The organism is Pseudoalteromonas sp. P80D2, from assembly GCF_036680945.1.
Classification (GTDB): domain Bacteria; phylum Pseudomonadota; class Gammaproteobacteria; order Enterobacterales; family Alteromonadaceae; genus Pseudoalteromonas; species Pseudoalteromonas shioyasakiensis.
In genome coordinates this window covers 61649-73390 of sequence record NZ_JAZDAR010000028.1, presented here as the reverse complement: position 1 = coordinate 73390, position 11742 = coordinate 61649, and the positions used below count along the sequence as shown (strand labels likewise).

Annotated in this window: 10 protein-coding genes; 6 read left to right on the top strand and 4 right to left on the bottom strand. The window is 42.1% G+C overall.

From position 1 onward, the window contains the following. Window positions 1-20 precede the first annotated feature (20 nt). Both metL and metB read right to left on the bottom strand, forming a co-directional pair. A complete protein-coding gene (gene metL / locus VRK28_RS07435) occupies window positions 21-2366 on the bottom strand; it encodes a bifunctional aspartate kinase/homoserine dehydrogenase II (RefSeq protein ID WP_062566003.1) in 2346 nt (781 codons plus the stop codon). Window positions 2367-2371: 5 nt separating this feature from the next. Continuing rightward, window positions 2372-3631 carry a cystathionine gamma-synthase gene (gene metB / locus VRK28_RS07430; protein ID WP_332393662.1) on the bottom strand — a complete coding sequence of 420 codons (1260 nt, stop codon included), beginning with the start codon at window positions 3629-3631 and terminating at the stop codon, window positions 2372-2374. Between the two features lie 224 nt (window positions 3632-3855). On the opposite strand from metB, the gene metJ reads away from it, so the two are divergent. Then, the gene (gene metJ / locus VRK28_RS07425; RefSeq protein ID WP_036973203.1) at window positions 3856-4176 is read left to right on the top strand and encodes a met regulon transcriptional regulator MetJ; all 321 of its coding nucleotides are present in this window, start codon (window positions 3856-3858) and stop codon (window positions 4174-4176) included. A 100-nt stretch (window positions 4177-4276) separates the two neighbouring features. Here the strand turns inward: metJ and VRK28_RS07420 are convergent, their stop codons facing one another. Together VRK28_RS07420 and rpmE are read right to left on the bottom strand one after the other, a co-directional pair. After that, the gene (locus VRK28_RS07420; protein ID WP_054552813.1) at window positions 4277-5518 is read right to left on the bottom strand and encodes a malic enzyme-like NAD(P)-binding protein; all 1242 of its coding nucleotides are present in this window, start codon (window positions 5516-5518) and stop codon (window positions 4277-4279) included. A gap of 535 nt (window positions 5519-6053) precedes the next feature. Continuing rightward, window positions 6054-6269, bottom strand: a complete 216-nt coding sequence (rpmE, locus tag VRK28_RS07415; protein ID WP_036973208.1) for a 50S ribosomal protein L31 — start codon at window positions 6267-6269, stop codon at window positions 6054-6056. Between the two features lie 233 nt (window positions 6270-6502). On the opposite strand from rpmE, the gene priA reads away from it, so the two are divergent. From priA to VRK28_RS07390, 5 genes are all read left to right on the top strand, one after another. Continuing rightward, window positions 6503-8683 (top strand): primosomal protein N', encoded by a 2181-nt coding sequence (gene priA / locus VRK28_RS07410; RefSeq protein WP_332393661.1) that lies wholly within the window; start codon window positions 6503-6505, stop codon window positions 8681-8683. Window positions 8684-8699: 16 nt separating this feature from the next. Continuing rightward, window positions 8700-9227: an SPOR domain-containing protein gene (locus tag VRK28_RS07405; protein ID WP_054563328.1), complete on the top strand. Its 528-nt coding sequence runs from the start codon at window positions 8700-8702 to the stop codon at window positions 9225-9227. Window positions 9228-9307: 80 nt separating this feature from the next. After that, window positions 9308-9826 (top strand): ATP-dependent protease subunit HslV, encoded by a 519-nt coding sequence (gene hslV / locus VRK28_RS07400; protein ID WP_008115012.1) that lies wholly within the window; start codon window positions 9308-9310, stop codon window positions 9824-9826. Between the two features lie 11 nt (window positions 9827-9837). Then, window positions 9838-11166: an HslU--HslV peptidase ATPase subunit gene (gene hslU / locus VRK28_RS07395; RefSeq protein ID WP_062566006.1), complete on the top strand. Its 1329-nt coding sequence runs from the start codon at window positions 9838-9840 to the stop codon at window positions 11164-11166. A gap of 70 nt (window positions 11167-11236) precedes the next feature. Further along, window positions 11237-11611, top strand: coding sequence for a gamma-butyrobetaine hydroxylase-like domain-containing protein (locus VRK28_RS07390; protein ID WP_055021375.1), 375 nt, complete (start codon window positions 11237-11239; stop codon window positions 11609-11611). The last annotated feature ends 131 nt before the right edge of the window (window positions 11612-11742 follow it).

The following is an 11742-nucleotide window of genomic DNA, read 5'->3' as shown; positions in this document are numbered from 1 at the left end:
TTAAACTAAGATCAGCAAAATTATTTTAGGTTATTTACCAGCCAATATAGGTCTGAATGAACCCCAGCGGCAGTGACTTCTTTACCCGCTCCAGGGCCTTGGATCACCAACGCATTATCTGTATACCACTGTGAATTGATCACAAAAATGTTATCGCCCGGTTTAAGGCTGGCTAATACATCATCTTTACCAACATTGACTAAACCAACCTGAGCCTGAACCTTACCATCAACGAGTGTAATAGCACCGGTGTAGCGCACCACTTTGTCTTCTGCCGCAGCTTGGGCTGCTTTTTCTGTCATGAATTCATCGAGTAGCTGTTTGTTTGCAAGAAAATCTTGCCAGCTACCTGCAGCAAGCTGTTCAGGCATTAGTGGTGTCAAAGCAATATCATCTAGCTCTAAATCAAGGCCTAGATCACGCGCTAAAATCAGTAGTTTACGCTGCATATCACGGCCAGATAAGTCTTCACGAGGATCTGGCTCTGTATAGCCCATTTGCTGAGCTTGAAGCACTAAATCTGAAAACGGCACGCTGCCATCATAACTGCTACATAACCACGATAAAGTACCCGAGAATACCCCTTCAATACGGTTAATGCTGTCTCCGCTATTTTGCAAATCAGCTAAAGCAAAGTTAATCGGTAAACCTGCGCCCACACTGGTGTTATAACGCCACAACAAGTTTCGCTCAGCCAAATTAGTGCGTAGGTTTTGATACCAGCTATTTTCTGCGGTACCCGCATATTTGTTTGCACTGATCAAATGACAGTTAAGCTCTACAAAATCAGGATACAACTGACTAAAAGCCTCACTGGCAGTGATATCAATCACCACTTTGTGCTCATAATCTAGCTCATTGATACGTGCTAATAACTCAGCTTTGTCGTAGCTTTGCGCTTCATTATGCCACTGCTCTTGCCATGTTTCGGTATTTAAACCACTAGCACTAAAAAGCATTTGCTTAGAGCGTAAAAGAGCTACTACTTTTACTTTGTACTGAGCAGATAAACGAGCAAACTGAGTTTGTAGTTGCGATAAAAACACTTCGCCTACATTACCAAGGCCAGCAACAATAATAGCAAGCTCTTGACCTTTGTTTACCAGCTTGTCATGTAGAAGAGTTAAAACATCACTATCAATTGCCTGATCGTTTAAGATCAACACATAGTTATCGTCTTGTTGTACAAAACGAGGATGAATGCTTTGCTCTTTTAAAAGCGCTGTTGCTTGCTCTGTCAGCGCAATTACATCAGCCGTTGGTGCAACCACTGCACAACCACTTAAATTTGACTCGACAATATTGGCACGGCCCGCTAAGTGGCTGACAACTTGGTGAGTGCTTTGACCTGGCACTAATAAGTAAGTATCTCCATCTTTAGTAAAGTGGTGCAGGCTGTGTTGAATTAATTGACTAAGCTCACCGACTTCACCACTGCTTAGTTTATCAACCCGTAATAAATCGATGTTATCTAAGGTAGTAATAAAACGCTTTGCTTTACTATAACCTTCTTTGACTACTTCGGTTGGCGTTGCATCACAATCAAAACTACTTCTTACCACCAATTTAATTTCTGTGTCTTTTAAAGGCGACAAGGTTTTTGCATGCAATACTGGGTTACCTAAACGCGCTAATAAGTTAGCTTGCTCGCGGCACACCTTGGCATACTTAACTGCATTTTTAACTTTACGAGGATCAGTACTAAATACCCCTTGTGTGTCTGTCCAGATAGACACTTGCTTAGCAAAAGTATAACTCGCTAACAAAGTGGCACTGTAATCACTACCATTGCGGCCTAATGTCACCGTATTACCTTGGCAATCTGCAGCTATAAAACCCGTTACTACGTTGATATGTGTTCTGCTAATCGCATCACTGCATTGCTGTTGGTTTTTTTGATGTAAAAGCTGACCATCATTTAGAGTAAATAGCTGCCTTGCATCAACATCTTGCGCATCAACACCTAACTGATTTAGGTAAGCGGCCAATAACCGCGCCGACCACACTTCACCATGAGCAAGTAAAGGTGCTTCAAGTAACTGCTGCTGACTAATTAATTCATTTAATACGGCAAGTTCATCTTTTAACTGTGCCAAAGCCTGTTGTTTATTCTGACCGGTAAGTAGCTGCTCAATTAAAGCCCGTTGATTGTTATCAATAAGCAATAGAATATCGCTAACAGCCTGGCTATCTTGCTGCTGGTAACTTTGCCAAAGCTTTACCAGAGTATCGGTTGTTTTACCCGATGCCGACACAACGATGCAATCGCCCTGCTCAGTATTCGCAAGAACAATGTTCGCTACCGCATGGTAACGATCTGCCGAGCTTAAGCTTGAACCACCAAATTTATGAACAATATTTACCATTTCTTCTACCACAATGCCGTATGTGCTGGCGTTAACTTAAATGACGTGTTTTGTTGTGTATCTTGCTGTGCTTGCTTAGCTTCAGCTTTTGTAACTTGCTGGCCTTGACCTGGTTTTACTAAATTGAAAACACGGTCTAAATCTGCAATGAGATCTTTTACGTCTTCAATGCCTACAGAAATACGGATCAGCGTATCGCCCACACCAGCTTCAAGGCGCGCTTTAGGCTCCATGCCTGCGTGGGTCATTGTTGCAGGGTGACAAATCAAGCTTTCTACCCCACCTAGCGACTCAGCAAGGCTAAAGTCTTTAAGGCTGGTTAAAAACGCTGCGGCATCGTTAATGTCGCCTTTAATATCAAAGCTCACCATGCCACCAAAACCGCGTTGCTGTGCTTTAGCAAGCTCATGTTGTGGGTGAGAAGCAAGGCCTGGGTAGTAAACTTGGCTTACATAAGGTGAACTCTCTAAATACTCAGCAATGGCAAAGGCATTTTCTTGGTGCTGCTTTAAACGTACATTTAAAGTACGTAAACCACGAAGCGTTAAGTAGCTGTCAAATGGTGCACCAGTAATACCGATATTATTCGCCCACCAAGCAAGTTCATCGCCTAGCTCTTGCGTTGCAGCAATCACTGCACCGCCCACTACATCAGAGTGACCATTGATGTATTTAGTGGTTGAGTGCACAACAATATCAACACCAAACTCAATTGGGTTTTGTAATGCAGGTGATAAGAAGGTGTTGTCAGCCGCAACCAAAGCACCGCACTGCTTAGCAATGCTAGTGATTGCTTTAATATCTGTTAAACGCAAGATTGGGTTACTTGGCGTTTCAATCCAAATCAACTTAGGTTTAATCGCTAAAATTTCTTGGAGATTTTCAGATTTAGTTAAATCCAAAACTTTTAGTTTTAACAGGCCACGTTTTTCAAGCGAGGTGAATAAACGGTAACTACCGCCATAACAGTCATGTGGGATCACTAACGTGTCGTCACTGTTTAATAGCTGAGTTGCTAAATGCACAGCAGACATACCTGTTGCAGTGATAATACCTCTAGCACCACCTTCAAGCTCAGCTAAGGTTTCAGCTAAGATATCGCGATTTGGGTTACCACTGCGACCATAGTCATACTGGCGCTTAGTATCAAAATCAGCAAATGAATAGGTGGTTGATAAGTAAATTGGTGGTACAACCGCACCATGATGTTTATCGGCTTCGATGCCGTGACGAACAGCAATCGTCGCTTTATTTTTTTCGCTCATTTCATCACCTATTCTTAAATTGGATGTTTAGACGTCTAAAAGGTTAGATGATCAAATATGAGAAGTCAAAGCATTTATGGCTTACACATAGAAGTTTATACATTTACACCACTAGATGGCTAAATAACTAGTATTTGACTATCTTTTTTAAAGAGATAGAATTTCCGCATCTTGCGCTGTGAATAAGGCGTAAATCACTGACAACCGAGGCAACGAAACAACTTATGGCTAAATGGAACGGTGAATACATTCACCCATATGCAGAACACGGTAAAAAATCAGAACAAGTAAAAAAGATTACCGTATCGATCCCACTTAACGTATTAAAAGTATTAACTGACGAGCGTACACGCCGCCAGATCAATAACTTGCGTCATGCGACGAATAGTGAGTTATTGTGTGAAGCTTTCTTACATGCTTTTACAGGTCAACCATTACCAAATGATGACGACCTACGTAAAGACAACCCTGAAAAGGTACCTGAAGAAGTTAAAAGAATTATGCAAGAAATGGGATTAGATATCCCAGTGCTTGATTCAGAATAAGTATTTCGGCCATCGGATCACCGCCGATAATCGCAGATATAAAAAAACTCAGCCTAGGCTGAGTTTTTTATTGCGCGATATACCTAATAGCTAATTAAGCTTAACGCATGTAATCTTCTGGCATGTCGATTTGCGCCACACCCGACTCTACTGCTGCTTCAGCAACAGCACGTGCAATACGTGGTAATAAACGCGGATCCATAGGCTTAGGAATGATGTACTCGGCACCAAACTCAAGTGACTCAACGCCAGCTGCTTTTAATACTTCACTTGGTACAGGCTCTTTCGCGATGCCGCGAATAGCATGAACTGCAGCAATTTTCATTTCATCATTAATTGCCGTTGCACGAACATCTAACGCACCACGGAAAATGAATGGGAAACAAAGCACGTTATTTACTTGGTTAGGGAAATCTGAACGACCCGTTGCCATAATTAAATCGTTACGCGCACTGTGTGCAACTTCTGGAGCAATCTCAGGATCTGGGTTTGAGCATGCAAACACGACTGGCTTATCAGCCATCAGCTTAAGATCATCTGCTGTTAACAGGTTAGGACCTGATACACCAACGAATACGTCAGCATCAGCAATAACATCTTGTAATGTACGCTTATCGGTATTGTTAGCAAATAATTGCTTATACTCGTTTAAGTCATCACGACGTGTATGGATCACACCTTTACGGTCAAGCATATAAATGTGTTCACGTAGTGCGCCACACTTAATTAAAAGCTCCATACAAGCCACAGCAGCAGCACCGGCACCTAAACATACGATGATGGCATCTTCGATGTCTTTACCTTGCACTTCAAGGGCGTTAAGCATACCAGCAGCAGTTACAATAGCTGTACCATGTTGGTCATCGTGGAAAACTGGAATATCACAGCGCTCGATAAGTGCTTTTTCGATTTCAAAACACTCAGGCGCTTTAATATCTTCAAGGTTGATACCACCAAACGTATCAGCGATGTTAGCAACCGTATTAATGAAATCTTCTGTTGTGCGGTGTTTAACTTCAATATCAATTGAATCAAGACCAGCAAAACGTTTGAATAGTAACGCTTTACCTTCCATTACAGGTTTTGATGCAAGCGGACCTAAGTTACCTAAACCTAAAATTGCGGTACCGTTTGAAATAACTGCAACCATGTTGCCTTTGCCTGTGTATTTATAGGCATTTGCTGGATCAGCAGCAATTTCACGGACTGGTTCAGCCACACCTGGGCTATAAGCTAAAGCGAGATCGTTAACCGTTTCGGCTGGCTTGGTTAGTTCAACACTAATTTTACCTGGAACGGGGTGAGCGTGGTAATGTAATGCTTGTTCACGAAAATCTGACATAACGCGATAGTATCCTGCAAAAAGTTAAAAAGTGAGAGAGCTTGCATCAGTACGATACCTGTAATGTATAAAAATTCCAAGTATTATCAGGTCTATCCTGTTATATGCTATATCGCTTAATTTTAAAGGATTTCCCAACAATTTCTGTGCATAGTTGCGATTAATCAGACATAAAAATTCACCTATTTATGACCTTTTAAGCACGTGTTTTTGTATTTTATACGCACGTACACTGCAATTAGCCGAAGTTAGCCCAAAACAGCCATTTCAACGAAGTTCACAGCATTTACTCACAAAGTTATTTAAATTTATTATTTTTAATAACTTTTATGAAAGTTTATACAAAAAAGAATATAGCCAAGGGGTGGCACTTTGTCTGCAAAATTAGCGACATAATGTGCATAACAGCCAGAAATAGTTATGCAAGATACATAAGTGAAGATGATGAGTGAGTAGCAATGTTAATAAAGAATTTTGTGAATTTTAGGCACAAAAAAAGCACCCTAAGGTGCTTTTTTTAACTAAACAGCAGAGATTACTTCTTGCTGCTAAGTGCACCGAAGCGCTTGTTGAAACGATCAACACGGCCGCCAGTGTCTAAAATCTTTTGCTTACCAGTGTAAAACGGGTGACACTCAGAACATACGTCTAAGTGGATGTCTTTACAAAGAGTTGAGCTAGTTTCGAATTTGTTACCACATGAACAAGTTGCAGTGATAGCTTCGTACTTAGGGTGAATACCTTCTTTCATAGGGAACCTCTAGTTAAGGCCGTATCGCTCTCCAAACCCGAAGTCTGGCACCATACGCAGTTAATACAATTAATAGGCCGCGTATTTTATAGCTCAAGAAGCCTTACGACAAGCTTTAAATACATCTTTCGCTAAAAAAATAACCAAGTGGAGCCTTGTTCAGTATTTGTTGGTAGGTTTTTAACTGCAATTTTAGTACATTATCTTTCTATCATTGTTTCAGTTGAGTTGTTATGCACTTTGTAGAAGTTGCCATAAAAGTCCCTTTACAGCGTACCTTCGATTATAAAGTTGAACAGCTGCTGCATAGTCCTGAGTTAAAGCCAGGTATGCGCGTTCGCGTGCCATTTGGTAGCCAAAAAAAGGTTGCCGTGGTCTTGGCTCTTAAAACATCAACCGATGTTCCCGCTGACAAAATAAAGCCGATTATTGATGTTATAGACGACACGCCTGTTTTATCTGAGCAACACTTAGCATTACTAAAATTCACAGCACGCTACTACTGTTACCCATTGGGCGAGACCATTCATACGGCACTTCCGGCTGCATTAAGGCAAGGCGAATGCCCAGATAAAACCAGCATCAACATGGTTGAGCTGACCGATAAAGGTGCAAAGCTGCCGTCGCTAAAAGGAAAAACCCAGTTAAATTTATTAAAACAGCTAGCCGAATCGGGCAAATCATCGGTTACAGAATTAAAAGCACTCGGATTTACCAAAAAAACCATCGACAGTCTGCTTGATAAAGAACTGATCACTCAGTTTATTGAACATGATAACCAATGGCAGCAACGCGCGCCGACTGTTGGTAGCAAGCCAGTGCTTAATAAGGAGCAAGCTGTTGCCTGCTCCAGCATTAACCAAGCTCGTAGCTTTACCAGCTTTTTGCTTGAAGGGGTTACCGGAAGTGGTAAAACCGAAGTGTATTTGCAATGCCTAGAAGAAGTGCTAAAAAAAGGTCAGCAAGCCTTAGTATTAGTGCCTGAAATTGGCTTAACACCCCAAACAGTCAACCGTTTTCGTCGTCGCTTTCCTGATACTCCGATTATGCTATGGCACTCAGCCCTAACAGATAACGAACGCTTACAGACCTGGCGTTTTTGTGAAAAAGGCAGCTGCGCTATAGTGATCGGCACACGTTCGAGTATTTTCTTACCCTTTTTATCTCTTGGCATGATCATCGTTGATGAAGAGCACGACAGCTCTTTTAAGCAACAAGATACACTACGCTATCATGCTAGAGACCTAGCCGCTTATAGAGCATACCAACATAATATTCCGCTCGTTCTAGGTAGTGCCACACCGGCACTTGAGACCTTACATAAAGCAATTAATAACAAATACCAGCTGTTGAGCCTTACTGAGCGAGCTCAAACCAGCACCGATAACCAGTTTCAATTAATGGACATGAAAGGTCAGCCTGAGCAGGCGGGGATTGCCCATGCTAGCCTTGCCTATATGCGTCAGCATTTAGAACGTGGCAAGCAAGTGATGGTATTTTTAAACCGTCGTGGTTTTTCGCCTACTCTCATATGCCATGAGTGTGGATGGCTAAGTGAGTGCTCACGTTGTAGCACCAGTGCAACCTTTCATAAAGCCATTGGCCAGATGATTTGTCACCATTGTGGTGAACAACATCAGGTGCCCCACCAATGCCCTGATTGCGGCAGCACGCAGATTTTTCCAAATGGCAAAGGCACTGAACAAATCGAAGAGTTTTTAACACAAACCTTCCCTGACATTCCGATTAGTCGTATCGACCGAGATTCAACACGTCGTAAAGGCAGCTTAGAAAAAGCCCTTGATGATATTAACCAAGGCGGTGCGCGTATCTTAGTTGGCACGCAAATGTTGGCAAAAGGCCACCATTTTGCCGATGTTAGCCTTGTTTTAATCCTAGATGTCGACAGTGGATTATATTCGTGTGATTTTCGCGCCACAGAGCATTTAGCGCAACTGGTTACGCAAGTGGCAGGCCGTGCTGGTCGCAGTGGTGAACCTGGGCAAGTATTATTACAAACTCACTTTCCTGAGCACCCGCTACTGCAAGACTTAGTTAATAATGGTTACCAAGATTTTGCCCGTTACGCACTCACAGAGCGAGAAGACGCGCAGCTTCCGCCAATCACAAATATGGCTATGGTTCGTGCCGAAGGACATAACATAAATCAAGTGATGGATTTTTTAACTGATTTGGTTCCTGTCCAGAACGTATCTGGTATACAATTGCTCGGTCCGATACCTGCACCACTGGAACGTGTAGCAGGTAAATATCGCTTTCAGTTACATATTCAGGCGCAGGAACGCTCCCACTTACACCAATATTTAGCGCAAATGGTCGACTATATAAGTACCAGTAAATTAGCGCAAAAGGTGCGTTGGAGCTTAGATGTTGATCCTATAGATATGATTTAAAGGCCAATTAAGAGTCATGGCACAACACGATTACATAAATAAAAAACCAGCAAATCGAAATAATAAAAAACAAGCCCCGGCGAAAAAGCCCTTCCCTATTATTCTTGTTTTAATTGCGCTTATCTTAGTAGGCGGGTTTGGTTACGGCCTATGGTATATCAAACATAATGCTGATCCTGAGTTAGTAGAACAGCAAGCAAACCCGACTAAAAAAGAAGAAGTAGTTATTCCACCACCTAAGACACCTGAATTTATCAAAGAGATTAAAGAGCACGAAGTTCAGGTTGAAGTAAAAGAGATTGAACAAAAAGGTCCATATGTAATGCAATGCGGCTCTTTTAGAACATTAGAGCAAGCACAAACATTAAAAGCTAAAATCGCTTTTGCCGGCTTAGTGGCCGAAGTTAAGAAAACACAAGGCAGCAATGGTGTTTGGTATAAAGTGCGCTTAGGCCCGTACGAAACCAAACGTTTAGCCGAAAGTGACAAGAATAAACTTAAACGCATCAAAATAATGGGCTGCGGAATTTGGCTTTGGACTTGATTTTAGTTCATTCACCCATATAAACACCTCATCAATCGCTTTTTACGAGCGGCCTTGCCGCTCGATGATGAGGAATAATCATGACCACTATTGTAAGTGTACGCCGCGACGACAAGGTCGTTATTGGTGGCGACGGCCAAGTTTCACTTGGTAACACCGTAATGAAGGGCAACGCCCGCAAAGTTCGACGTCTTTATAATGGCAAAGTAATCGCTGGTTTCGCTGGCGGTACTGCTGATGCCTTCACCCTTTTCGAACGATTTGAAAGCAAACTAGAAATGCACCAAGGCAACTTAACCAAAGCTGCCGTAGAAATGGCCAAAGATTGGCGTAGTGATCGTGCACTTAGAAAGCTCGAAGCACTATTAGCAGTTGCAGACGAAACTGCTTCATTAATTATCACAGGTAACGGTGATGTTGTGCAGCCAGAAAACGACCTAATTGCGATTGGCAGTGGTGGTAACTTCGCACAATCAGCAGCCACAGCGCTACTAGAAAACACCGACCTAAGTGCACGTGAAATTGTAGAGAAAAGCCTAACGATTGCAGGCAATATCTGCGTATTCACGAATAATTTCCAAACTATTGAAGAATTGTAATAGGAACTGCCATGTCTGAGATGACGCCAAGAGAAATCGTTCACGAGCTTGATCAACATATTATTGGCCAAGCTAAAGCTAAAAAAGCAGTTTCAATCGCGCTACGTAACCGCTGGCGCCGTATGCAACTGAGCGATGATTTACGCGCAGAAGTAACGCCTAAAAACATTTTAATGATTGGTCCAACTGGTGTGGGTAAAACTGAAATTGCACGCCGCTTAGCTAAACTTGCTAATGCGCCTTTCATTAAAGTTGAAGCAACAAAGTTCACCGAAGTGGGCTATGTTGGTAAAGAAGTAGAAACGATCATCCGCGATTTAGTTGATATCTCAATTAAAATGACGCGTGAACAGCAAACCAAAAAATTCAAACATCGCGCTGAAGAAGCGGCAGAAGAGCGTATTTTAGATGCTCTTTTACCACCAGCACGCGATACCTTTGGTGAGTCAAAAACAGAAGAGAACTCTTCTACTCGTCAATCTTTCCGTAAAAAATTACGAGAAGGTCAGTTAGACGATAAAGAAATTGATATCGATGTTGCACAAGCTCAGCCAAATGTTGAGATCATGGCTCCTCCTGGTATGGAAGAAATGACCAACCAGCTTCAGAGCATGTTCCAAAACATGGGTGGCGATAAGCGCAGCAAGCGTAAGCTAAAAATCAAAGAAGCGTTTAAGCTATTGGTTGAAGAAGAAGCAGCAAAACTTGTTAACCCTGAAGAGTTAAAAGAGCAAGCTATCTTCGCAGTAGAGCAAAACGGTATCGTGTTTATCGATGAGATCGATAAAATCTGTAAACGTGGTGAAGCATCAGGCCCAGATGTTAGCCGTGAAGGTGTACAGCGCGACTTACTTCCTCTAATCGAAGGTTCAACAGTAAGCACTAAACATGGCATGGTTAAAACTGACCACATGTTATTTATCGCATCTGGCGCATTCCAAATGTCTAAACCATCAGACATGATCCCAGAGCTACAAGGTCGTTTACCAATTCGCGTTGAGCTTGAAGCACTAAGTGCTGATGACTTTAAACGTATCTTAACTGAGCCTCATGCTTCATTAACTGAGCAACAACGTGAGCTGTTAAAAACAGAGCAAGTTGACGTTGAGTTTACTGATGATGCCATTGAACGTATCGCGAAAGCGGCTTGGCAAGTAAATGAGAAAACCGAAAACATCGGTGCCCGTCGCTTGCACACAGTGATGGAAAAACTAATGGAAGAAATTTCATTTGATGCCTCAGAAAAAGCAGGTTCAACACTGACAATTGATGCCAATTACGTTGAGCAGCATTTAGGTGCACTTGTTGAAGATGAAGACTTAAGTCGCTTCATTCTTTAATCAACAAATTAGCGTTATAATCTAAAGCCTCCTGTTGGAGGCTTTTTAGTTTTTATAAGGTAAGGCTCACATGAAAGAAGTCACTAAAGTGCATTATCACAGCGTTAGCAAAGTATTAGATGTTCATTTTGATGATCAGACTATTGCTCAATTTAGTGCTGAATTTTTGCGTGTTCACTCACCGTCTGCTGAAGTGCAAGGTCATGGCAATGAACCAATGAAACTCGTACTTGGTAAGCAACAAGTAGGAATCAGCAAGATTGAGCCGGTTGGTCATTATGCAATTCGACTGGTGTTTAGCGATAATCACAATAGCGGTTTATTCAGCTGGCACTATTTAAGTGAGCTGCAAGCTAACCATGATGAGCTTTGGCAGCAATACCAAACGAGAGTCTCTGAACACGAAGCAAGCAAAGACAGCGTGCCTATTAAGTTTGTGCCTTAATACCAACCCACAATAATACTTAATCATTTTGAGGGATTAAACCTGTCGCTAACTGCGTTAAAAATTTCTCATTTACGACTGCATGGATGCAGAAGGTAGAGCAATGCAGGAGCAATTGCCGAGCACAACTA

Bases quoted from the DNA above. Each gene is read 5' to 3' on its own strand.
- metL (WP_062566003.1), bottom strand. From the start codon at position 2,366: ATGGTAAATATTGTTCATAAATTTGGTGGTTCAAGCTTAAGCTCGGCA.
- metB (WP_332393662.1), bottom strand. From the start codon at position 3,631: ATGAGCGAAAAAAATAAAGCGACGATTGCTGTTCGTCACGGCATCGAA.
- metJ (WP_036973203.1), top strand. From the start codon at position 3,856: ATGGCTAAATGGAACGGTGAATACATTCACCCATATGCAGAACACGGT.
- VRK28_RS07420 (WP_054552813.1), bottom strand. From the start codon at position 5,518: ATGTCAGATTTTCGTGAACAAGCATTACATTACCACGCTCACCCCGTT.
- rpmE (WP_036973208.1), bottom strand. From the start codon at position 6,269: ATGAAAGAAGGTATTCACCCTAAGTACGAAGCTATCACTGCAACTTGT.
- priA (WP_332393661.1), top strand. From the start codon at position 6,503: ATGCACTTTGTAGAAGTTGCCATAAAAGTCCCTTTACAGCGTACCTTC.
- VRK28_RS07405 (WP_054563328.1), top strand. From the start codon at position 8,700: ATGGCACAACACGATTACATAAATAAAAAACCAGCAAATCGAAATAAT.
- hslV (WP_008115012.1), top strand. From the start codon at position 9,308: ATGACCACTATTGTAAGTGTACGCCGCGACGACAAGGTCGTTATTGGT.
- hslU (WP_062566006.1), top strand. From the start codon at position 9,838: ATGTCTGAGATGACGCCAAGAGAAATCGTTCACGAGCTTGATCAACAT.
- VRK28_RS07390 (WP_055021375.1), top strand. From the start codon at position 11,237: ATGAAAGAAGTCACTAAAGTGCATTATCACAGCGTTAGCAAAGTATTA.